Annotated in this window: 24 protein-coding genes; 13 read left to right on the top strand and 11 right to left on the bottom strand. The window is 71.8% G+C overall.

What is annotated here, in order from left to right; genetic code table 11:
- Genes K8F61_RS03910 through K8F61_RS03900 form a run of 3 tightly spaced genes read right to left on the bottom strand, consistent with a single transcriptional unit; the run spans position 1 to position 4730 of the window.
- Complete coding sequence (locus tag K8F61_RS03910) at positions 1-1191, bottom strand: acyl-CoA dehydrogenase family protein (protein WP_418888070.1); 1191 nt, start codon at positions 1189-1191, stop codon at positions 1-3.
- Positions 1181-3166 carry an ATP-binding protein gene (locus K8F61_RS03905; protein WP_231820746.1) on the bottom strand — a complete coding sequence of 662 codons (1986 nt, stop codon included), beginning with the start codon at positions 3164-3166 and terminating at the stop codon, positions 1181-1183. The genes K8F61_RS03910 and K8F61_RS03905 overlap by 11 nt, the downstream gene beginning before the upstream one ends.
- 4 nt (positions 3167-3170) lie before the next feature.
- Positions 3171-4730 carry a carboxyl transferase domain-containing protein gene (locus K8F61_RS03900; RefSeq protein ID WP_231820745.1) on the bottom strand — a complete coding sequence of 520 codons (1560 nt, stop codon included), beginning with the start codon at positions 4728-4730 and terminating at the stop codon, positions 3171-3173.
- Positions 4731-4877: 147 nt separating this feature from the next.
- On the opposite strand from K8F61_RS03900, the gene K8F61_RS03895 reads away from it, so the two are divergent.
- Together K8F61_RS03895 and K8F61_RS03890 are read left to right on the top strand one after the other, a co-directional pair.
- Entirely contained in the window at positions 4878-5498 is a 621-nt protein-coding gene (locus K8F61_RS03895; protein ID WP_067246320.1) for a TetR/AcrR family transcriptional regulator, read from the top strand.
- A gap of 122 nt (positions 5499-5620) precedes the next feature.
- Positions 5621-6892 (top strand): MFS transporter, encoded by a 1272-nt coding sequence (locus tag K8F61_RS03890; RefSeq protein ID WP_231821508.1) that lies wholly within the window; start codon positions 5621-5623, stop codon positions 6890-6892.
- A 48-nt stretch (positions 6893-6940) separates the two neighbouring features.
- Here the strand turns inward: K8F61_RS03890 and K8F61_RS03885 are convergent, their stop codons facing one another.
- Genes K8F61_RS03885 through pdhA form a run of 3 tightly spaced genes read right to left on the bottom strand, consistent with a single transcriptional unit; the run spans position 6941 to position 10546 of the window.
- Positions 6941-8383, bottom strand: coding sequence for a dihydrolipoamide acetyltransferase family protein (locus K8F61_RS03885; RefSeq protein WP_231820744.1), 1443 nt, complete (start codon positions 8381-8383; stop codon positions 6941-6943).
- Positions 8380-9432, bottom strand: a complete 1053-nt coding sequence (locus K8F61_RS03880; protein ID WP_231820743.1) for an alpha-ketoacid dehydrogenase subunit beta — start codon at positions 9430-9432, stop codon at positions 8380-8382. The genes K8F61_RS03885 and K8F61_RS03880 overlap by 4 nt, the downstream gene beginning before the upstream one ends.
- Position 9433: 1 nt before the next feature.
- A complete protein-coding gene (gene pdhA / locus K8F61_RS03875; protein ID WP_231820742.1) occupies positions 9434-10546 on the bottom strand; it encodes a pyruvate dehydrogenase (acetyl-transferring) E1 component subunit alpha in 1113 nt (370 codons plus the stop codon).
- Positions 10547-10709: 163 nt separating this feature from the next.
- Between pdhA and K8F61_RS03870 the strand changes: the two genes are divergently transcribed.
- Positions 10710-11201 (top strand): Lrp/AsnC family transcriptional regulator, encoded by a 492-nt coding sequence (locus K8F61_RS03870; RefSeq protein ID WP_067246307.1) that lies wholly within the window; start codon positions 10710-10712, stop codon positions 11199-11201.
- Here K8F61_RS03870 and K8F61_RS03865 read toward each other — a convergent pair.
- Positions 11173-12081, bottom strand: a complete 909-nt coding sequence (locus K8F61_RS03865) for an alpha/beta fold hydrolase (protein WP_231820741.1) — start codon at positions 12079-12081, stop codon at positions 11173-11175. The genes K8F61_RS03870 and K8F61_RS03865 overlap by 29 nt on opposite strands.
- 62 nt (positions 12082-12143) lie before the next feature.
- Here K8F61_RS03865 and K8F61_RS03860 point away from each other — a divergent pair, with 62 nt between their 5' ends.
- From K8F61_RS03860 to K8F61_RS03850, 3 genes are all read left to right on the top strand, one after another.
- Positions 12144-12848 carry an exonuclease domain-containing protein gene (locus K8F61_RS03860; RefSeq protein WP_067246301.1) on the top strand — a complete coding sequence of 235 codons (705 nt, stop codon included), beginning with the start codon at positions 12144-12146 and terminating at the stop codon, positions 12846-12848.
- A gap of 53 nt (positions 12849-12901) precedes the next feature.
- A complete protein-coding gene (locus K8F61_RS03855; protein WP_231820740.1) occupies positions 12902-13222 on the top strand; it encodes a hypothetical protein in 321 nt (106 codons plus the stop codon).
- A 77-nt stretch (positions 13223-13299) separates the two neighbouring features.
- Positions 13300-13716 (top strand): hypothetical protein, encoded by a 417-nt coding sequence (locus tag K8F61_RS03850; RefSeq protein ID WP_231820739.1) that lies wholly within the window; start codon positions 13300-13302, stop codon positions 13714-13716.
- A 149-nt stretch (positions 13717-13865) separates the two neighbouring features.
- On the opposite strand, the gene K8F61_RS03845 is transcribed toward K8F61_RS03850, so the two are convergent.
- The 3 genes from K8F61_RS03845 to glgA all read right to left on the bottom strand — a co-directional run bounded on the left by K8F61_RS03845 (position 13866) and on the right by glgA (position 16213).
- Positions 13866-14117, bottom strand: coding sequence for a type B 50S ribosomal protein L31 (locus K8F61_RS03845; RefSeq protein WP_231820738.1), 252 nt, complete (start codon positions 14115-14117; stop codon positions 13866-13868).
- 93 nt (positions 14118-14210) lie between these two features.
- Positions 14211-15011, bottom strand: a complete 801-nt coding sequence (locus K8F61_RS03840; RefSeq protein WP_231820737.1) for an ABC transporter ATP-binding protein — start codon at positions 15009-15011, stop codon at positions 14211-14213.
- Between the two features lie 17 nt (positions 15012-15028).
- Complete coding sequence (glgA, locus tag K8F61_RS03835; RefSeq protein WP_231820736.1) at positions 15029-16213, bottom strand: glycogen synthase; 1185 nt, start codon at positions 16211-16213, stop codon at positions 15029-15031.
- 46 nt (positions 16214-16259) lie between these two features.
- Here glgA and K8F61_RS03830 point away from each other — a divergent pair, with 46 nt between their 5' ends.
- The 3 genes from K8F61_RS03830 (at position 16260) to K8F61_RS03820 (ending at position 18955) form a co-directional block, all read left to right on the top strand.
- The gene (locus K8F61_RS03830; RefSeq protein WP_067246286.1) at positions 16260-17504 is read left to right on the top strand and encodes a glucose-1-phosphate adenylyltransferase; all 1245 of its coding nucleotides are present in this window, start codon (positions 16260-16262) and stop codon (positions 17502-17504) included.
- Between the two features lie 34 nt (positions 17505-17538).
- A complete protein-coding gene (gene serB, locus K8F61_RS03825; protein ID WP_067246284.1) occupies positions 17539-18174 on the top strand; it encodes a phosphoserine phosphatase SerB in 636 nt (211 codons plus the stop codon).
- A 73-nt stretch (positions 18175-18247) separates the two neighbouring features.
- Positions 18248-18955 carry an alpha/beta fold hydrolase gene (locus K8F61_RS03820; protein ID WP_231820735.1) on the top strand — a complete coding sequence of 236 codons (708 nt, stop codon included), beginning with the start codon at positions 18248-18250 and terminating at the stop codon, positions 18953-18955.
- A 54-nt stretch (positions 18956-19009) separates the two neighbouring features.
- Here the strand turns inward: K8F61_RS03820 and K8F61_RS03815 are convergent, their stop codons facing one another.
- Positions 19010-19720, bottom strand: coding sequence for a beta-ketoacyl-ACP reductase (locus tag K8F61_RS03815; protein ID WP_067246278.1), 711 nt, complete (start codon positions 19718-19720; stop codon positions 19010-19012).
- A gap of 116 nt (positions 19721-19836) precedes the next feature.
- Here K8F61_RS03815 and K8F61_RS03810 point away from each other — a divergent pair, with 116 nt between their 5' ends.
- Genes K8F61_RS03810 through K8F61_RS03795 form a run of 4 tightly spaced genes read left to right on the top strand, consistent with a single transcriptional unit; the run spans position 19837 to position 21895 of the window.
- Positions 19837-20445 carry a DUF4190 domain-containing protein gene (locus tag K8F61_RS03810; protein ID WP_231820734.1) on the top strand — a complete coding sequence of 203 codons (609 nt, stop codon included), beginning with the start codon at positions 19837-19839 and terminating at the stop codon, positions 20443-20445.
- A gap of 36 nt (positions 20446-20481) precedes the next feature.
- A complete protein-coding gene (locus K8F61_RS03805) occupies positions 20482-20859 on the top strand; it encodes a DUF3099 domain-containing protein (RefSeq protein WP_084344429.1) in 378 nt (125 codons plus the stop codon).
- Positions 20856-21053 (top strand): hypothetical protein, encoded by a 198-nt coding sequence (locus K8F61_RS03800; protein ID WP_231820733.1) that lies wholly within the window; start codon positions 20856-20858, stop codon positions 21051-21053. The genes K8F61_RS03805 and K8F61_RS03800 overlap by 4 nt, the downstream gene beginning before the upstream one ends.
- The gene (locus tag K8F61_RS03795) at positions 21050-21895 is read left to right on the top strand and encodes an SURF1 family cytochrome oxidase biogenesis protein (RefSeq protein WP_067244508.1); all 846 of its coding nucleotides are present in this window, start codon (positions 21050-21052) and stop codon (positions 21893-21895) included. Before K8F61_RS03800 ends, K8F61_RS03795 begins: the two co-directional genes overlap by 4 nt.
- Positions 21896-21927 lie beyond the last annotated feature (32 nt).

Genomic DNA, 21927 nt, shown 5'->3' with positions numbered 1-21927 from the left:
CTACCCGGCCAGCCCCAGCGCCCGCGCGATCACGAGCAGCTGCACCTCGGTCGTCCCCTCGCCGATCTCGAGGATCTTCGAATCGCGGTAGTGCCGGGCGACGGGATACTCGTTCATGAACCCGTTCCCCCCGAAGATCTGGGTCGCATCGCGCGCGTTGTCCATCGCGGCCTCCCCGGCGACGAGCTTCGCGATCGCGGACTGCTCCGCGAACGGTCGTCCGGCGTCTCGGAGCCGGGCGGCGTGATGCCACGCCAGCCGCGCCGTGTGCACGCGGGCGCGCATCCGCGCCAGCGTGAACTGGGCGTTCTGACGCGTGCTCAGCGAGGAGCCGAAGACGGTCCGGCTCTTGGCGTAGTCCACGGCCGCCTCCAGGCAGCCCTCGGCCGCTCCCGTCGCCAGGGCGGCGATCGCGATCCGGCCCTCGTCGAGGATGCTGAGGAAGTTCGCGAAGCCGCGCCCGCGCTCTCCGAGCAGGTTCGAGGCGGGCACCCGCACGGCGTCGAAGGTCAGCGGGTGGGTGTCGGAGGCGTTCCAGCCGACCTTGTCGTACGCGGGCTGCACCGTGAAGCCCGGCGTGCCGTTGGGAACGATGATCGTGGAGATCTCCTTGCGGACCCGGCCGTCCGCCTCGCTCTGCCCGGTGACCGCCGTCACGGTCACGAATCGGGTGATCGGGGTGCCCGAGTTCGTGATGAACTGCTTGGTGCCGTCGATCACCCACTCGTCGCCGTCGAGCCGCGCGGTCGTCCGAGTGGCGCCGGCGTCGCTGCCGGCCTCCGGCTCGGTCAGCCCGAACCCCGCCAAGGCCTTCCCTGCCAGCAGGTCCGGCAGGTGCTCCTCCTGCTGCGCGGCGGAGCCGAACCGGTACACGGGCATCGCCCCGAGGCTGACGCCCGCCTCCAGAGTGATGGCGATGGACTGATCCACGCGCCCGAGCGCTTCGATGGCCAGGCACAGCGCGAAGTAGTCGCCGCCCTGACCGCCGACGTCCTCGGGGAACGGCAGTCCGAAGAGGCCCATCTCCCCCATCTGGGCGACCACGTCCATCGGCAGCTCATGCGCGCGGTCGGCTTCGTAGGACCGCGGGGCCACCACGGTCTCGGCGAACTCCCGCACCATGCCCGCGAGCTCACGCTCCTCCTCGCTCATCTCGAGCGCCATCGTCTCCGACAGTCCCTCACCGGTCATCGTCGTCCTCCTCGTGGGATGGGGTCTGCTCGATGCGCGCGACGATCTGGTCGCGACGCACCTGGTCTCCGACGGACACCGACACGCGGACGATGCCGTCCCGGGGCGCGAGGACGGGGTGCTCCATCTTCATCGCCTCGATCGAGAGGATCCGGTCGCCGGCGGCGACCGCCGACCCGTCCGGTGCGTGCACGGCCACCACCGCGCCCGGCATGGGCGCCCGCATCTCCGGCGCCCTGGCAGCGACGTCGCCGCGGCGCTCCGCCCGTCGGCGCTCTGATGCCGCTCGTCGGCCGATGGGGGTGAGAGCGGTGGCCACGCCGTCCGCGTGCACCCACACCGTGCCGTCCTCGGCGCGCGCGGTCGGCACCGTGACGAGCTCGTCGTCCTCGTCCGGGGCGACCTCGGCGGTCAGGAGCGCGTCGCCCCAGAGGAAACGCATCTCGCCGGGCACCGGATCCGCTCCCAGGCGCCATCCTCTCCGCGTCGTCCATGGCGGCGAGGCGTGCGCGGATCCCGGCTCTCGCTCCGGCTCCGCCCCCGCGGTGCGTGCAGCGGCCCGCAGCGCCGCGGACGACGGCGCCGGGTCGGCGAACGGCGGGAGCCGATCGATGAGGCCGGTGTCGAGATCGCCGCGGCGCACCTCGTCCTGAGCGAGCAGCGTGCGCAGGAACGCGATGTTCGATTCGACGCCGAGGAGCACGGTCCGCGCCAGGGCGGCGTCCAGGCGACGCAGCGCCTCGTCCCGGTCCGGTCCGACCGCGATCACCTTGGCGATCATCGGGTCGTAGTCGGCGGAGACCACGCTGCCGGTCTCCACGGCGGAGTCCGTCCGCACGCCGGGCGCTTCCGCCCACGCCAGCACCTCGCCGGCGGCGGGCAGGAAGCCGCGCGCGGGAGCCTCCGCGTAGACGCGCGCCTCGATGGCATGGCCCTCGAGGCGCACGTCCTCCTGCGCGATCTGCAGCGACTCCCCCGCCGCGATCCGCAGTTGCTGCTCGACGAGGTCGATCCCGGTGACGAGCTCGGTCACCGGATGCTCGACCTGGAGCCTGGTGTTCATCTCGATGAAGAAGAACTCGTCCGGCCGTTCCGCGGAGACGAGGAACTCCACCGTGCCCGCGCCGCGGTAGTCGACGGACGCGGCGGTCGCGATCGCCGCCGCGCCCAGCCGCTCCCGCGTTCCCGGGTCGACGATCGGGGACGGCGCCTCCTCGACGACCTTCTGGTGCCGCCGCTGGAGGGTGCACTCGCGCTCGCCCAGGTGGATCGTCCGGCCGTGCGCGTCGGACAGGATCTGCACCTCGATGTGCCGCGGCCGATCGATGAGCCGTTCCAGCAGGAGGGTGTCGTCCCCGAAACTCGCCCGCGCAACGCGGCGCGCCGTCGCGAGGGCCTCAGCCAGCTCCGCGGGGTTCCGGACCACCTGCATGCCCTTCCCGCCGCCGCCGGCCGAGGGCTTGACGAGCAGCGGGTAGCCCGCGGCGTCGGCGGCCGCGGCGACCTCCTCGTCCGACATGCCCGCGGCGCTGAAGCCGGGCACGATCGGGACCCCGTGCGCAGCGACGTGCTCCCGGGCGCGGATCTTGTCCGCCATGACCACGAGCGCCTGTGGCCCCGGCCCCACGAGGACCAGGCCGGCCGCCGCGCACGCCTCGGCGAAGGCGGGGTTCTCGGACAGGAAGCCGTATCCGGGGTGCACGGCCTGGGCGCCCGTGGCCAGCGCGGCGGCGATCACCGCGTCGATGTCCAGATATGACTCCGCGGCGGGCGGCGGTCCGATCCGCACGGACTCGTCCGCCTCGCGGACGTGCGCCGCCGACGCGTCGGCGTCGGAATGGACCGCGACGCTGCGGATCCCGAGACGGCGCAGCGTCCGGATGACGCGGCGGGCGATCTCGCCGCGGTTGGCCACGAGGACCGTGTCGAACAGGGGCGCGACGCCCTCGGAGCGCGATGGGGCTGAAGCGGTCATGGCATCACATCCGGAAGAGGCCGAAACGGGTCTCGGGCAGTGGGGCACGGGAGACGACGTCGAGCGCAAGGCCGAGGAGATCGCGCGTCTGCTCGGGGTCCACGACGCCGTCGTCCCAGAGCCGGGCGGTGGCGTAGTAGGGCTCGCCCTGTGCGTCGTAGCGCGCACGGATCGGCTCCTCGAACGCCTCGCGCTCCTCGGGGGTCCACGCCTCTCCGCGGGCCACGAGCTGCTCCTCCTTGACCGTCGCGAGCACGGAGGCGGCCTGCGGCCCGCCCATCACGGAGATGCGGCTGGCCGGCCACGTCCAGAGGAACCGCGGCGAGTACGCCCGGCCGCACATGGAGTAGTTGCCCGCGCCGAACGAGCCGCCGATCACGACGGTGAGCTTGGGCACCCGGGTCGTGGCGACGGCCGTCACCATCTTCGCTCCGTCCTTGGCGATGCCGCCCGCCTCCGCGTCCCGGCCCACCATGAACCCGGTGATGTTCTGCAGGAACAGCAGCGGGATCCCTCGCTGATCGCACAGCTCGATGAAGTGCGCGCCTTTGAGCGCCGACTCGGAGAAGAGCACGCCGTTGTTCGCGACGATCCCCACCGGGTGACCGTGCAGACGCGCGAACCCGGTGACGAGGGTCGTGCCGTAGTCCGGCTTGAACTCCGTGAACGACCCCGCGTCGACGAGCCGGACGATCACCTCGTGCACGTCGTAGGGCTCGTTCACGTCCACCGGGACGACGTCATACAGCGACGAGGACTCGGCGGGGTCGACCGACGGCAGGACCTCCCACGCGGGGGTGCGCGGCGGCGGAAGGGTGGCGACGATGTCGCGGACGATCTCCAGCGCGTGCTCGTCGTCCTCGGCCAGGTGATCGACGACGCCCGAGGTCCGCGCGTGAAGCTCGCCGCCGCCGAGCTCCTCGGCGGTGACGACCTCCCCGATGGCGGCCTTCACCAGGGGCGGCCCGCCCAGGAAGATCGTCCCCTGGTTCCGGACGATCACCGTCTCGTCGCTCATGGCCGGGACGTACGCGCCTCCGGCCGTGCACGAGCCCAGCACCGCGGCGATCTGCGGCACGCCCTCCGCGGACATCCGGGCCTGGTTGTAGAAGATGCGCCCGAAGTGGTCGCGATCGGGGAAGACCTCGTCCTGCATCGGCAGGAACGCGCCGCCCGAGTCCACCAGCGCGATGCACGGCAGACGGTTCTCCGCGGCGATCTCCTGCGCGCGCAGGTGCTTCTTCACGGTGAGCGGGAAGTACGTGCCGCCCTTGACCGTGGCGTCGTTGCAGATGACCATCACGGCCCGGCCGTGCACGAGGCCGATCCCGGTGATCAGCCCGGCACCGGGTGCCTCGCCGTCGTACATGCCTTCGGCGGCCAGCGGAGCCACCTCCAGGAACGGGCTGCCCTCGTCCAGCAGGCGTCGCACGCGTTCCCGCGGAAGGAGCTTGCCCCGGGCGACGTGACGCTCCCTGGCGTGCTCGGGACCGCCGTCGGCGGCGCGGGCGATGCGCTCTCGAAGGGACGCCCCCAGCGTGCGCTGCGTGATCGTGTCCGTCATCGGCTCGGCCGTCCGCTCGCCATCGTGTCGTCCTCCTCGACCCACGACCATCGACCCCGCGCGGACACGACGCGTGCGTGGTGCCGGAGCGGGAAACCGGTTAGTGTTCATTAACCAACGGATCCAGGTTAGCGAGGATTAACTGACATGACAAGGACCCCGCCGGTCCCGACGCAGGAGTCGGCGACGGCCCGCGACCGCGCCAAACAGAGCCGGCGTGCCGCTCTGCTCCACGCGGCCTCGGAGCAGTTCGCCCGTCGCGGCTATGCCGGCGTCAGCCTGGAGGACATCGGGTCGGCCGCGGGAGTGAGCGGCCCCGCCGTCTACCGCCACTTCGCCGGAAAGCAGGCGCTTCTCGGCGCCGTGCTCGTCGAGGTCAGCGAAGACCTGGTCGCGGGCGGCCGCGCCGTCGCATCCTCCGGCGACGCGCCCGCGGAGCGCATGGACGCCCTGATCCGCTTCCACGTCGACTTCGCCCTGAGCCATCCCGACGTCATCCGTGTCCAGGACCGTGACGTCACCCACCTCGGCGACGAGGATCTCCGCCGCGTCCGCCGCCTCCAGCGCGCGTACATCGACCTGTGGCAGGAGACGCTCGCCGCGCTGCTCGACGCCGGCGCGGACCAGCTGCGGCTGCGGGTGCAGGCGTGCTTCGGGCTCATCAACTCGACTCCGCACAGCACCCGCGCCGCCGAGCGCGCCTCCGCGGAGACCGCGCACGTCCTCCGCGCGATGGCGACGGCCGCGCTGCTGGCGCCGTCCCGGTGAGAGCGGTCGGACACGGCGACGGACGCAGCCGGGAGTAGGCTGGGATCCCATCCCGCCCGCCCTCTGAGGAGCCCGCTGTGACCACCGCCCCCGTCGCCGTCGGGCGCTGGGACACCGGTCGGATGTGGCTGATCTGGTCGGTCGGCGTCACCGCCTATCTGCTGTCGGTGACGAACCGCACCTCGCTGTCCGCGGTCGGCGTGGACGCCGCGCAGATCTTCCAGGCGGACGCTTCCACGCTCTCGCTCTTCGCCGTCCTCCAGCTCGCCGTCTACGGCCTCATGCAGGTGCCGGTGGGCATCCTGCTGGACCGCTACGGCTCTCGCCCCGTCATGGTGGCGGGAATGGTGCTCATGGCGGCCGGGCAGCTCGTCATGGCGTTCGCGCCGAACGTCGGCATCGCCATCGTGGCGCGGATGCTCCTCGGGGCCGGCGACGCGGCGATCTTCCCCGGGGTGCTGCGTGTGGTCGCGACCTGGTTCCCGGCGCAGCGGGGCCCGCTCATGGCGCAGCTCACCGGGATCGTCGGCCAGTTCGGGCAGCTCCTGGCCCTCGTCCCCATGGCAGCCCTGCTGCACGCCACGAGCTGGTCGGTCGCGTTCGGCAGCCTCGCCGGGATCGGCGTCCTGTTCGCGGTCCTCGTGTTCGCAGTCATCCGCAACCGTCCCCCGGAGTTCGCCGCGGACGTGTCGGTGAACACCGACACCGGGGCGATCCGCGTCGTGACTTCTCGCGCGGACCTGCGCGTGTCGCTGCGGGCCGCCTGGTCCCATCCAGGAACCCGGCTCGGGTTCTGGACGCATTTCACCACCCCGTTCGCCGGCACGGCCTTCATGATGCTCTGGGGGATCCCGTTCCTCACCGCCGGCCAGGGGCTGAGCACCGCCGGCGCCTCGCTCGTAACCACCGTCTACGTCGTGTGCGGTGTCCTGTTCGGTCCCCTCATCGGCGCGCTCTCGGCGCGGCGTCCCACGAGCCGCTCGCTCGGTCTCGTCCTGCCGACCGTCGCGGTCCAGCTCGCCGCCTGGGTGGCGGTGATCGCATGGCCGGGGCCCGCGCCGATCTGGCTGCTCGTCGTCCTCGCCGTCGCGCTCGCCTCGGGCGGCCCGGCGTCGATGGTCGCCTTCGACCACGCGCGCACGCACAACCCGCAGCACCGGCTCAGCACTGCGACGGGGATCGTCAACGGCGGAGGCTTCCTCGCCGCGCTCGTGGCGATCTTCCTCATCGGGCTGGCACTGGACCTCCAGGGATCGGGCACTCCCGGAAGCTACTCGCTCGACGCGTTCCGCTGGGCGTTCCTCACCCAGGTGCCGCTCTGGCTCATCGGGAGCGCGTTCATCCTCCGCGAGCGCCGTCTCACCCGACGCGTCCTGGGTCTTTCCCGACGCTGAGCGCGGCGAGGAGCCTGGCCCGCCGCGACGCGACGGGCCAGGCCCCGGTCACGCCAGCAGCATCGCCCGCGCGGGATTCTCCAGCAGATCCGCCACCGTCTTGAGAAACTGCGCTCCCTCGGCGCCGTCGACGACGCGATGGTCGAACGACAGGCTCAGCGTCATGACCTGACGGAGCGCCACCTCGCCGCGGTGCTCCCACGGCAGTCGGCGCACGGCGCCGCAGGCGAGGATCCCCGTCTGCCCCGGCGGCAGGATCGGCGTCCCCGCATCCACGCCGAACACGCCGATGTTCGTGAGGGAGAAGGTGCCGCCGAGCAGGTCCGCCGGCGGGGTCTTCCCGCTGCGTGCCGTCGCCGTGAGCGCGCTGAGCGCCTGTGCGAGGTCAGGGAGAGACAGCCGTTCCGCGTCGCGGATCACGGGCACGATGAGCCCGCGATCCGTGGCGGCGGCGATGCCCAGGTCGACGAAGTGGTGCTCCACGATCTCGCCGGCTTCCTGGTCCCAGGAGGAGTTCAGGCCCGGGAACCGGGACAGTGCCAGGCACGCGGCCTTCGCCACCACGGCCAGCGGGCCGATCCGCACTCCGTCGAGAGTCCGGTCCTCGCGCAGCGCCGCGATGAATTCCATCGTCGCGGTGACGTCGACGGTGTGGAAGGTCGTGACGTGCGGGGCGGTGAACGCGCTCGCCACCATGGCCTCCGCCGTGCGCTTGCGCACCCCTCGGACCGGCGTCCGGGTGACGCGCGCCGCGCCGTCGTCGTACCCGCCCGAGCGGAGACCGGAGACCTTCCCCTCGCGGGCGGACATCTCCTCCTCACGCGTGGATACCGTGCCGAGGTACTCGTCCACGTCCGCGCGCGTGATCACCCGGTCCCCCACCGTCGCGGCGAGAAGGGCGAGGTCCACTCCCTGGGCCTTCGCGTACGCGCGCACGGGCGGCGTCGATCGCGGCCGTTCGACCGTCGTGTGCGACGGCGCCTCGGAGACCACCGCGTCGTGGGGCGCCGCCTCCAGCACCGTCGTGTCCGCTGTCCGGGCGGCCGTGACCGTGCGTCGGGCGCGGCGCGCCGGTCTCCCCGCCGCCGCAGGGGCGGCGCCGTAGCCGACGAGGTTGGGCTGCGCCGTCTCCCCGGCGTCCCGTTCGGCCTCCGGGCCCTGGTCGTCCGCCTCCTCCGATCCGGACGAACCGGCCGTCGCCGACGCGGGGCTCACTGCGTCCGCCGGCGGAGCGGGGTCCTCGTCCTCCTCGCCGGGCAGGCGGAAGGCGATCAGAGGCGCTCCGACGGCGACGGTGTCCCCCGCCGCCGCATGCAGCGCCGTGACCGTGCCCTCGTACGGCGACGGCAGCTCCACCACCGCCTTCGCGGTCTCCACCTCGGCGAGCGTCTGGTTGAGGGCGACCGAGTCGCCCTCGGCGACCAGCCACTGGACCACCTCGGCCTCGGTCAGCCCCTCGCCGAGATCGGGAAGACGGAACTCCTGGGTCATCGCTCTGCTCCTGTCACCGGACGCGCGTCGTCCTTGCGGCCGAGCCCCGCTCCCGGCGCGAGCGCGTCGTCGCCGAGGACGCGGTCGACGGCGTCGAGAATGCGGTCGAGGTCCGGGAGGTGGTGCTTTTCCAGCTTGGCGGGCGGGTACGGGATGTCGTGACCCGTCACCCGCAGCGGCGGCGCCTCCAGCCAGGTGAAGCACTTCTCCGTGATGCTCGCGATCACCTCGGCGGCCACCCCCGCCTCCCGGGATGCCTCGTGGGCGACGACGACTCGGCCGGTCCGGCGCACCGACGCGCAGACGGTGTCGTAGTCCACCGGAGACAGCGAGCGAAGATCGATCACCTCGAGCGAGCGTCCCTCGTCCTCTGCCGCCTCCGCGGCGGCCAGGGCCGTGCCGACCATGGCCCCATACGTGATCACGGTCGCATCCGCGCCGGGGCGCACGACACGCGCGAGCCCCATCGGCGCGGCGTCGGCGAGCGGGGTCTCCTCGTCGACCTCGCCCTTGGCGTGGTACAGCCGCTTGGGCTCGAAGAAGATCACGGGATCGTCGCTCGCGATCGCCTGACGCAGACAGACGTACGCGTCCTGCGGGTTAGAGACCGCCACGACCCGGAGCCCTGCCGTGTGCACGAAGTAGGCCTCCGGAGACTCGGAGTGGTGCTCGGCCGCGCCGATGCCGCCGCCCCACGGGATGCGGATCGTGATCGGCATCGGCACCCGCCCCTGGGTGCGGTAGTGCAGCTTCGCCACCTGGGACACGATCTGGTCGAACGCGGGATAGACGAACCCGTCGAACTGGATCTCCACGACCGGGCGGTAGCCGCGCATGGCCAGCCCCACGGCCGTCCCGACGATGCCGGACTCGGCCAGCGGGGTATCGATCACCCGTCGGGCACCGAACTCCGCGAGCAGGCCGTCCGTGATCCGGAAGACGCCGCCGAGCTTTCCGATGTCCTCTCCGAGCAGCACCACCTTCTCGTCGTCCTGGAGGGAACGGCGCAGCGCAGCGCCGAGGGCCTTGCCCATCGTGAGGGTCGTCATGTCAGACCCCTTCGAACGAGGCGAGGTAGTCGGCGTACGCGGCGCGCTGCTCCGAGAGGCCCGTGTGCGGGGTCGCGTACACGTTGTCGAACACGGCCAGCGCCGGGCGCGTGGTCATGGCGAGACACGTGGCGCGGAGGGTGCGCGCCGCCTCGTCCGCCGCCGCGGCGATCTCCGCCGCCTGGGCGTCGTCGAGCACGCCCTCCGCGCGGAGCAGTCGTTCGAGCCGAAGCAGCGGATCGCGTCCGCGCCAGGCCTCGAGCTCCGCCGGGTCCCGGTAGCGCGTCGGGTCGTCCGCCGTCGTGTGCGGGCCGAGCCGGTAGGTGACCGCCTCGATGAAGGCCGGGCCCTTGCCGGACCGCGCATGCTCGGTCGCCCAGCGCATGGCCGCCACGCAGGCGAGGATGTCGTTGCCGTCCACGCGGAGGCTGGGGATCCCGAATCCCGGCGCGCGTCCCGCGATGGGGAACTGCGACTGCACAGCCACGGGCTCGGAGATCGCCCAGTGGTTGTTCTGGCACACGAAGACGACGGGAAGTCGGTACGACGACGCGAAGACCATGGCCTCGTTGACGTCGCCCTGGCTGGTCGCGCCGTCGCCGAAGTACGTCACCGCGACCTGGTCCGACTCGTCCGCGCGGATGCCCATCGCGTAGCCGACCGCGTGCAGCGTCTGCGCGCCGATGATGATCTGCAGCGGCGCCATGTGCATGACGGCGGGATCATAGGACGCGCCCTCCTCGCCGCGCCAGGCGCGCGTGTAGTCGCCGGGGTCCGCTCCCCGGACGTACATCACGCCCGTCTCCCGGTAGCTCGGGAACACCACGTCGTCCTCGCGGAGCGCCCGCGCGGTTCCGACCTGCGCGGCCTCCTGGCCCTGGCACGGCGCCCACAGCCCGAGCTGGCCCTGGCGCTGCAGCGCAATCCCCTCGCTGTCGATGCGGCGCACCACGCTCATGTCGCGGAAGAGGGCGAGCAGGTCCGTGGGACTCACGTCCTGGACGAAGGGATCGAGGAGCGGATTGGCCCGGCGGGTGCCGTCCGGGGCGATGAGCTGCTCGGTGAGCGCGAGATCCGTCTCCGTGTCGGCGATCGGGGTGATGCTGGGTGACATCGTCGTCCTCCTTGTCGGAGCCGCCTTCGTGGGGCGACGTTCCGTGGGCTTCCTTGCCGTTGCCTTGAGGCTACGTCCGCTCAGCATCTGGCTCAAGCATTGGAACGGCTTTTGAGCATGTTGCCAAGACAGGCGTCACGTGAGCCTGCTACGGTTTGGCACTATGCCCGCCTCGGAACGTCCCGCCGCCCTGGACCGCATCGACCTCGACCTGCTCGACGCGCTCGCCGCCGAGCCGCGGATCACGGTGGTCGCCCTCGCGGAACGGCTCGGGCTCTCGCGCAACACGATCCAGGCCCGCATGACCAGGCTCGAGCAGACGGGGGTGTTCCTGCCGTACGAGCGCGCCTACTCCCCCGCCGTCCTGGGCTTCCCGCTGCAGGCGTTCGTCAGCATCGGCGTGCGTCAGACCGAGCTGCCGCGCATCATCACCGAGCTGTCCCGCGTGCCCGAGGTCGTCCAGGCGCATGGGCTCAGCGGTTCGGTCGACATCCTCGCGCGCGTCGCGTGCCGCGACGCGCGCCACCTCTTCGACACGGACGCCCGGATCCTCTCGATCGACGGCGTGGAGAGGACCGAGACCTCCCTCGCGATGGGCGAGATCATCCCGTTCCGCGTCGCCGGCCTCATCGGGATGGCGCGCCGAGAGGCCTGAGGAAGCGCTCGATCGCGCCGGCGGCCTCCGCGGGCGTCTCGTAGTGGATCAGGTGGCCGACGTGCGCGATCTCGACGAGCTGCGCGTCGGGGAACAGGCGGACGAGCCGCCGCTCCGCCTCGATCGGGGTGATGTCGTCGCGCTGCGCAGCGACGAGGAGGACGGGGACGTCGATCGACGCCGCGTACTCCCTGACGTCGTGCGAGACGCTCGCCACGAACGCGTCCTTCAGGACGTCGCGGTCCGCGAACCGGGAGAAGTACGTGTCGTGCTGGTCGTGCACGAAGCGCCGCAGGGAGGGATCCTTCGTCTTCGCCATCGCCATGCTCATCACCCGGACGATCAGCGGGTTGCGCAGGAGCGCCGTCCCCAGAGCACGCGGCAGCCGCGCTCCCAGCGCGTAATACAGGATCGCCAGCCGGGTCATGACGCCCTTCGGGCCCTCCAGCGCCGGCGCCCCGATGGGGTTCACCAGGATCAGGCGCGGCGTCGCGAGGCCCCCGGCCACGGCCGCCGCGGCGACGATGGAGCCGAACGAGTGCCCGAGGATCACCGCGCCGGGCGCCACCTCGGCCGCGAACGCACGCAGCCACGAGGCGTAGGCCTCGATGTCGTGCGTCCTGCCCGGGAGCGCCGGCGTCTCCCCGAAGCCGGGCAGGTCCGGCATGATCACTCGCATGCCGGGCAGATACGCCACCACGGGCTCGAGGCCGTGGTGCTCCCCGCGGAAGCCGTGCACGGCGATGAGGGCGGGGGCGTCGGCCGAGACCGTCTCGTCCCCGTAGACCCAGTACGCCGTCCGTCCCCCGGCGATCTCGACCTCGCGCCGCTCCACGGGGATGCGCTGCAGTCGGTCGGCGTACGGGGAGGCGACGGTCACCCCTCGAGTCTACGGGCGCGTCTCGTACGGCGATGTCGGCGCCGCGTCCTACCGTGGGTGCCATGACCACGGATCGTGCGCTGCCCGCCTGGATCGATCGCGTCGGGGTGTTCGATCTGGAGACCACCGGCGTCGACGTCGCCGGGGACCGGGTGGTCACGGCCTACATCGGGGTGCTCGACCGAGAGGGGCGCGAGCTCGCGTCGAGAAGCTGGCTGGCCGATCCGGGCGTGCCGATCCCGGAGGGCGCGTCCGCGATCCACGGGATCACGACCGATCACGCACGCCGCCACGGCGCGCCCGCCGCCGTGGTCGTGGCGGAGGTGACCAGAGCGCTCCGCGCCCTCCTCGGCCAGGGCGTGCCGATCGTCGCGTACAACGCCTCCTACGACTTCTCGCTTCTCGCGCACGAGGCCCGCCGATACGCCGTCGAGCCGCTGGACGCCCCCTCGCCGGTCATCGATCCACTGGTGATCGACAAGGCCTACGACCGGTACCGGCCAGGAAAGCGCACCCTCGAAGTCGTCGCCGCGCACTATGAGGTCGTGCTGGACGCCGCGCACGAGGCATCCGCGGACGCCATCGCGGCCGGACGCGTGGCGCAGGCCCTGGCCCGCCGCTTCACGCTCCCGGACTCCGCCGCGGAACTGCACACGCGCCAGATCGGATGGGCCCGCGCCCAGGCCGAGAGCCTCACGGAGTACTTCATCCGCATCGGCCGTCTCGAGCCCGAACAGACGCTCGACGGCGCCTGGCCCGTCCGCTGACGATCCCCCTCAGGAGGGATGCCGCACGTCGGGACCGTGGCTAGCCTGTGATCATGGATGCGGTCATCGGCACGGTGTTCGGGTGGGGCACGGTCGCGCTCGTGCTGGTCCTGCCGATCGTGCTCATCGTCACCGGAGTCGCACACGCGGCTTCGCGCAGGCCCATCGAGGAGCGCTACCGCGGCGCGGGCGGCGGCCTCGTCGGTGTGTTCGACAGCGTCTGGTCGCCCAGCGCGCACGAGGCCGGGATGGAGCGCGATCGCGAGACCCGGCGCGCGATCCCCGCCCCGACGCCCGATCCCGACTGGATCATGCGCCGGGGAGCCGGCGGCGCGCCGACGCGCATCCGGATCGACGTCGCCCCCGAACGCTGACCGCTCCGGGGCGGCACGGCTCCGCCGACCCGACGAAGAGCGAACGTGGCATTGTCCGTGGACCTAGACTCGCCGTCATGAGCTGGGACGTGCTGATCATGCGGCTTCCGCAGGAGATCCAGACCTACGACGATCTGTCGGCGTGCGAGAGTGACCCGATGCTGCCCCTCGGCACGCTCGAGGACGTCCGGCGACACATCGACGCGACGTTCCCCGACACCGACTGGTCCGATCCGCGCTGGGGCATCTGGCGCGGCCTCGAGGGCTCGATCGAGTTCAGTCTGGGCAGGGACGGCGACGCCCCGCTGGAGCACCTGATGCTCCACGTCCGCGCCGGCGACGAGATCGTCGGACGCATCGTCGCGCTGTGCGAGGGCGCGGGGTGGAAGGCGCTGGACACGTCCGCGACGGAGTTCCTCGTCTCCGCCGCCGACACGTCCGGACTCTCCGGCTGGCAGAGCCTCCGCGACCGTGCGGCCGGCCGGGACGCCTAGCGACTCCTGAACGGCGGGCCGAGTCCCGAGGCTTCCCCGTCGGGCGCCGATCGTCATGGCCATTCGCCGTGCGACGCCCCCGGCCGCACAGCGGAAGGCCCCCGAGCTCATCCCGAGCCGGGGGCCTTCTGCGTTTGTTGACTTGGGCGTTACTTCGCGCCGAAGTTCTTGAAGCGCTGGTTGAACTTCTCGACTCGACCGGCCGAGTCCATGATGCGCTGCTTGCCCGTGTAGAACGGGTGCGAGGCGGAGGAGATCTCGACGTCGATGACGGGGTACTCCACGCCGTCCAGCTCGATCGTCTTGTCGCTCGTGACGGTGGAGCGGGTGAGGAAGGTCTCTCCCGAGCCGAGGTCGCGGAACACGACGGACTGGTAGTCGGGGTGGATGTCAGTCTTCATGGGATTCCTTACGTGGTGCCCTGGATTCTGCCAGGGGCGAGGGAAGTCTGCGGTGCGGAAAACACCAAGGATCGATTCTAGCAGACGAGCGCGTCAGGACGCGGCACGCGCGGCGTAGCGGCCGTCGACCCGGTCGAGGGAGATGGGCATGCCGAACGCCTCGCTCAGCGTCTCGGCGGTCAGGGTCTGCGCGATCGGCCCGGCGGCGACCACGCGGCCCTCCCGGAGCAGGAGGACGTGCGTGAAGCCCACGGGGATCTCCTCGACGTGGTGGGTCACCATGACCATCGCCGGCGTGGTGGGCGACTGCGCGTAGCCGCTCAGCAGCGCCAGCAGCTCCTCGCGGGACCCGAGGTCGAGGCTCGCCGACGGCTCGTCGAGCAGCAGCAGCTCGGGGTCGGTCATCACCGCGCGGGCGATCTGGACGCGCTTCTGCTCGCCGTCGCTGAGGGTCCCGAACAGCCGATCCGCCAGGTGCGACAGGTGCCACTGCTCCAGCACCCGCATCGCGCGACGCTCGTCGACGCCGTCGTAGTCCTCGTTCCACCGCCCCATCACCGAGTAGGCCGCGGTCATGACCGTGTTGAGCACCGTCTCCTCGCGCGGGATGCGGCGGGCCATGGCGCTGGACGCGAAGCCGATCCGCGGGCGGATCTCGAACACGTCGGTGCGCCCCAGGGTCTCCCCCAGGATGTCCACGCGGCCGGAGGTCGGATGCATCAGCGTGTCCGCGAGCTGGAGCAGCGTGGTCTTGCCGGCGCCGTTCGGCCCGAGGATGACCCACCGCTGGTCGTCGGTCACCGACCAGGTCACATGGTCGACGATGTTCCGCCCGTCCCGACGGACGACGACATCCGTGAGATCGAGCACCGTGAGATCGGAGTCGTCAGGCATGCCGCCAGCCTATCGGCTCAGCCGACGACTTCCGCGTAGAGCACACGGGTCGTGTCGGCGATGGCGGCCCAGCTGAACTCGCGTGCAGCCCGGTCGCGCCCTGCCCGACCGTAGTCGCGGGCACGGGCGGGATCGCCGGTGACCTCGGTGAGCACCCGCGCCAGATCCGCGACGAACCGCTCCGGATCCACGGGCGTCCCCGTCCCGTCCTGGACCTGCTCGATCGGCACCAGCCGGCCGGTGACCCCGTCGTCGACGACCTCGGGGATGCCGCCCGTCGCCGTGCCGACGACGGCGGCGCCGCACGCCATCGCCTCGAGGTTCACGATGCCCAGCGGCTCGTACACGGAGGGGCAGACGAAGGTCGTCGCGGCCGTCAGGATCGCCGACAGCTCGCGCCGCGGCAGCATCCGCTCGATCCAGACCACGCCGTCCCTGGACTGCTGCAGACCGCGGACGAGCCCCTGCACCTCCGCCATGATCTCCGGGGTGTCCGGCGCGCCGGCGCAGAGCACCACCTGCACGTCGGCGGGCAGCTCCGCGGCGGCACGCAGAAGGTACGGCAGCCCCTTCTGGCGCGTGATCCTCCCGACGAAGACGACAGACGGCCGCGCGGAGTCGATCCCCTCCGCGCGGAGGAACGCGTCGTCGTCGACGGGGTGCCACGCGTCGACGTCGATGCCGTTGTGGATGACGCGCACCCGTGCGGGGTCGACCTGGGGGTACGCCCGCAGGATGTCGGCGCGCATCCCGGCGCTCACCGCGACGATCGCGGCCGCGTTCTCGTACGCCAGCCGCTCGATCCCGCTCGAGACCGCATATCCGCCGCCGAGCTGCTCCGCCTTCCACGGACGGAGGGGCTCCAGGCTGTGGGCCGTCAGGACGTGCGGGATGCCGTGCAGCTGCGAAGCGAGGTGTCCTGCGAAGTTCGCATACCAGGTGTGGCTGTGCACGACGTCCGCGCCCGCGACGTCCGGGACGATCACGAGATCCGTCCCCAGCGTCTGCAGCGCGGGGTTCGCGCCGTCCAGCTCCGAGGGCGTGCGATACGCCGTGGTTCCCGCCTCGCCGCGCGGCGCGCCGAACGCGCGCACGCGCACGTCGACGGCCTCCCGGAGCGCGCGGACGAGCTCGGCGACGTGGACGCCCGCCCCGCCGTAGATCTCCGGCGGATACTCCCTGGTGATCATGTCGACGCGCATGACTGCACGCTAGTACAAGCGCTCACAGGGCATCTATGGTGGAGCCATGTCGGCACCAAAGAAGGTCTTCGGGATCATCCTCGCCGGTGGCGAGGGAAAGCGCCTCATGCCCCTGACCGCGGACCGGGCCAAGCCCGCGGTGCCCTTCGGCGGCCAGTACCGGCTGATCGACTTCGCGATATCGAACCTCATCAACTCGGGCCTGCGCCAGATCGTCGTGCTGACGCAGTACAAGTCGCACAGCCTCGACCGGCACATCTCCCAGACCTGGCGGATGTCCGCGTTGCTCGACTCGTACGTCACCTCGGTGCCGGCCCAGCAGCGGCTCGGAAAGCGGTGGTTCTCCGGCTCGGCGGACGCCATCCTGCAGAGCCTGAACCTCATCAACGACGAGAAGCCGGACATCGTCGTCGTCATCGGCGCCGATCACGTGTACCGGATGGATTTCCGCCAGATGCTGGAGGCGCACATCGCCTCGGGGGCGAAGGCCACCGTCGCCGGCATCCGTCAGCCGCTCGCGCTGGCCTCGCAGTTCGGCGTGATCGACGTCGCGACAGACGGATCAGGACGGATCCACCAGTTCCTCGAGAAGCCGACGGATGCGACCGGCCTCCCGGACGCCCCGCACGAGGTCCTCGCCTCGATGGGCAACTACATCTTCGACGCGGACGCGCTGATCTCCGCGGTCGAGGCCGACGGGGAGTCCGCCACGTCGAGCCACGACATGGGCGGGGACATCGTCCCCTTCTTCGTCGAGCGTGGAGAGGCCGGGTTTTACGACATGCGACAGAACGACGTGCCCGGCTCATCCCCGCGGGACCGGGCCTACTGGCGCGACGTCGGGACCATCGACTCCTTCTACGACGCCCATCGCGACCTCATCTCGACGCTCCCGGTGTTCAACCTTTACAACATGGAGTGGCCGATCCACGCCCAGGCGGTCAACTCTCCCCCGGCCAAGTTCGTCCGCGACTCGGTCGGGCGGATCGGCAACGCGATCGACTCGATCGTCTCCCTCGGCTCGGTCCTGTCGGGGACCCATCTGGAGCGGAGCGTCGTCGGCCCGTGGACCCTCGCCGGCGGCGGGTCCACGATCACCGACTCCGTCCTGTTCGACGGCGTCCGGGTCGGACAGGGCGCGCGCGTGCACCGGGCGATCCTCGACAAGAACGTGGTGCTCCTGGACGGAGCGACGGTCGGCGTGGATCGCGAGCGGGACCTCGCCCGCGGGTTCACCGTGACGGAGTCCGGCATCACCGTGGTCGGCAAGGGCGTCCTGATCGAGCCGTGATCGGCCCGCCCCGAGGAGCCGCTACGCTCGTCGCGTGACCGCTGCGCGCTTCCTCGTCGTCCTCGATGCCGATTCCACGCTCCTACAGGACGAGGTGATCGAGCTGATCGCGGATGAGGCGGGTCGCCGTGCGGAGGTGCAGGCGGCCACGGAGGCGGCGATGCGCGGCGAGGTCGACTTCGCCACGAGCCTCCGCTCCCGCGTGGAGGCGCTCGCCGGTGTGCCGTCCGCCGCCTTCGACCGGGTGCGCGCTCGCGTGCGACCGACCCCGGGCGTGACCGAGCTCACGGCAGCGGTGCACGCACGCGGCGGCGTGGTCGGCGTCGTCTCGGGAGGCTTCCACGAGGTGCTCGATCACCTCGCCCCCGGTCTCGGCGTCGACCGCTGGCGTGCGAACCGCCTCGCGTTCGCGGGAGACGCCCTCGACGGAACCGTGGACGGCGAGATCGTCGACGCGCAGGCGAAGGCCGCGACCCTCCTCGCCTGGGCGGACGAGCTCGGCGTGCCCCGGCGACGCACGGTCGCGATCGGCGACGGTGCGAACGACCTGCGCATGATGGACGCGGCGGGGCTCGGTCTCGCCTTCAACGCCAAGCCGGCCGTGCGCGCCGCGGCGAACCTCGTCGTCGGGCCGCAGGATCTCCGCGAGGTCATCCCGCTCCTGCCCTGAGGCGCGATCCCCCCTGCCCGCACCCCCATCCCCGTCCCTTCAGGATGTCGGCGGCCGGCACTAGCGTCGGGACATGGACATCATCCTCGTTCCGGGCCTCTGGCTCGACGCCTCCTCGTGGGATTCGATCCTCCCCGGTCTCGTCGCGGCCGGGCACCGGCCCCATGCCCTCACCCTGCCGGCCGTCGGCGAGCCCGGCGCGTCGTCCACGGAGGTCGGCATCGCCGACTGGGTCGACGCCGTCGTCGCCGAGATCGACCGCGCCCAGGCCCCCGTCGTGCCCGTCGGCCACTCCGGCGGCGGCAACGTGGTGTGGGGAGCCGCGGACGCCCGCCCGGAGCGAGTGGCGCGCGTCGTCTTCGTGGACACCGCGCCGCCCGCGCCGGGGTACGGGATCAGTGAGTTCGAGATCGTGGACGGCGTGGTCCCGTTCCCCGGGTGGGGCTTCTTCCCCGACGAGGACGTCTCGGACCTCGACGAGGCCACACGCGCGCGCACGGCCCCGCTCACCCGGAGCGTGCCGGCACGGGTCCCGACCGATCCCATCCGTCTGGCGGACCCGCGACGATACGACGTGCCGGTGACCCTGCTGATGGGCGGGATGACCGAAGCGGAGTTCGGCGAGCAGATCCGGCAGTGGGGCGACTACGCCGAGGAGTACGGCCGCATCCGGGACGCCGAGGTCGTCCGGATCGGGTCGGGACACTGGCCGCAGTTCTCCGTGCCCGATCGGCTCGCCGAGCTCCTCGTGGCCGCGATCGATCGCTCAGCAGGACGCTGACCGTTCCCCGCACTGCGGCGGGTGCCTGCTCGCGGCGGGTATCGACGGCGCCCGTCAGTGCCCCATCCCGAGGCCGCCGTCGACCGGGATCACCGCGCCGGAGATGTACGCGGCGTCATCGGAGGCGATCCAGGTCACGACCCCGGCGACCTCGTCCGCCGACGCGAACCGCCCCGCCGGGATGCTCGCCTTGTACTGCTTCTGCGTCTCTTCCGGGAGCTCGGCGGTCATGTCCGTCTCGATGAATCCCGGGGCGACGACGTTGGCGGTGATGCCGCGGCCGCCGAGCTCACGGGTCAGCGAACGCGCGAAGCCGACGAGGGCGCTCTTCGAGGCGGCGTAGTTGATCTGACCGGCCGACCCGTAGAGGCCGACCACGCTCGAGATGAGGACGACGCGGCCGAAACGCGCACGCAGCATGCCCTTCGACGCGCGCTTGACGACGCGGAACGCGCCGCCCAGGTTCGTGGCCACGACGCTGTCGAAGTCGTCCTCGCTCATGCGCAGGAGCAGGGTGTCCTTGGTGATCCCGGCGTTCGCGACGACGATCTCGACGGGGCCGAGCTTCTGCTCGACCTCCGTGAACGCGGCGTCGACGGCCTCCGCGTCCGTCACGTCCGCCCGCACCGTGAGCGTGCCGTCCGGCCCCTCGCCGCTGCGCGCCGTGACCGCCACCCGGTAGCCGTCGCGCACGAAGCGCTCCGCGATCGCGCGGCCGATGCCGCGGTTGCCACCGGTCACGAGGACGACACGGTCAGTGCTCATCACAGACTCCCACTCTCAGGTTCTCCAGCCTCGCAAGCCTATCCAGAGCAGCGCGGCGGGAATTGACATCCGACGGCCCTGCCGGGAGTCTGGGGACGACCAGGGAGACGGACATCGTGAGCGACAACACCAACGCCGAAGAGCAGCAGCCTCCGCGGCCCCCCGTGCCGCCGGCACCCGAGCAGCCCGCCCCGCCGCCGCCCGGCCCGTGGGACGGCGCGGCCGCCTCGCCCGCCGCCGCCATCGTGCCCGCGCCCGTCTCTCCGGCGTTCCCGACCTACGGCGCCCCGGCCGCGCCGGAGCACGGGACGCCCTTCGCGGCGCCGACGCCGACGGTCCCCCCGGCCTCGCCCAGCGCCCCGTCGGCATACGGCGGGCCCGGGGCGTACGGCACGCCGCCCGCGTACGGGTACGCGGCGCCGTATGCTCCGCCCGCGCCGACCAGCGGGCTCGCCGTGACCTCGATGATCCTCGGCATCGCCGGCCTCGTGCTGATCTGGGTGGTCGTCCCGCTGCTCGCCTCCATCGCGGCCGTCATCACGGGACACATCGCCCTGGGCCAGTGCAAGCGCAACCCGCAGCTGGGCGGACGGGGCATGGCGATCGCCGGGCTGATCCTGGGCTACATCGGGGTGGCGGGACTCATCGTGATCGTGGCCCTGTCGATCATCAGCTTCCTCTTCTTCGGCGCGTTCTCGCTGTCGATGATCCCGCTCATGTCGTGATCCGAGAGCGGTGCGGCGGCGTAGGCTGGACTCACCGTGAGAAAGTCCCGCACCGCCCCCTCGCTGACCTCCTTGCCGCGCGCGCCGCGCGATGAGGCCAAGGGGCGAGCCCGCCAGTACATCGTCACGATGTCGATCCGCGTGGCCTGCCTGCTGCTCATGGTGGTCGTGACCCCGTACGGCTGGTACACCTGGCTCTTCGCGCTCGCCGCGATCGTGCTGCCCTACATCGCCGTGGTGTTCGCCAATGCCGGGGACGATTCGACCGAGACCGTCATCGAGTCGCCCCAGCTCGGGATCACCGCCGCGCCGACCGAGCCCGCTCCCCCGGCTTCGGACGAGGGCCGCCCCACGCTGAGGATCCAGGAGACCGGATCGACGCCGGCGGACCCCGATCCCGGAGCCGCCCGATGACGGACGCCGTCCCCGAGTGCTCGCGCGCGGGGTGCCGCTCCGTCGCCACCCACCGCGTGCTCTGGCGCAATCCGCGCATCCACGCCCCGGATCGGCAGAAGGTGTGGACGGCCTGCGACGAGCACGTCGCGTTCCTCAGCGACTACCTGCGTGCCCGGGACTTCCCGGTGGACGTGCGGAAGGGGTTCTCATGATGCGCCGTCGGCTCCTGCGATGGGCGGGGTACGTCGCCGTCGCCCTCGTCTTCGCCGTCGTCTGCGTCCTGCTCTCCCAGTGGCAGTTCGCGCGCAACGAAGGGCGAGAGACGCAGATCCGCCTCGTCGAGGAGAACTATGACGCCCCGGCGGTGCCCCTGGGTGATCTGCTGCCGGCCGGCGCCGCCCTCGACCCCGAGGACGAGTGGCGCCCGGTGCTCCTGCGCGGCGAGTACGTCCCCGAGGGTCAGCTCCTCGTCCGGAACCGTCCGCACGGCGGCACCAGCGCGTTCGAGGTGCTCGTGCCGTTCCGCACGGACGACGGCCGGACCCTCATCGTGAACCGCGGGTGGGTCGCCCCCGGCGAGGGCGAGGTTCCCGACGTCGTCCCCGCCGCCCCGACGGGGCCCGTCGAGGCCGTCGTGCGTCTGCGCCCGCAGGAGCCCCTGCCGCCCTCCGGCCGCGGCGCGCCGGAGGGGCAGGTCCCCAGCATCAACCTCGGCTTCGTCGCCGACCTCCTGGAGTCGGAGGGCCTTCAGGACCCGTCCGCCCCGGTCGACGCCGGCGCGTACGGAGCGCTCGTGTCGGAGGACCCCGCACCGTCCGCACGACCGCACGGCTTCGATGCGCCGTCCGAGGACCCGGGGCCGCATCTGTCCTACGCGATCCAGTGGATCCTGTTCGCCCTCATGGGCTTCATCTTCATCGGGTACATCATCCGCACCGAGGTCGTGAAGCACCGCGAGGAGGCGGAGGGGCGGCCCGCCCGCGAGCCGCGCCGCCGACGCGATCGCGACATGCACGACGAGGACGAGCTCCTCGACGCGGCCGGCCACCGCTGACCGTACCGACGGTGAAAGGGGCGGACCCGAGC

The sequence above is a fragment of the Microbacterium resistens genome (assembly GCF_021172025.1).
Lineage (GTDB): Bacteria > Actinomycetota > Actinomycetes > Actinomycetales > Microbacteriaceae > Microbacterium > Microbacterium resistens.
The sequence above is the reverse complement of the archived record's forward strand: the minus strand, read 5'-3'. Positions and strand labels throughout refer to the sequence as shown.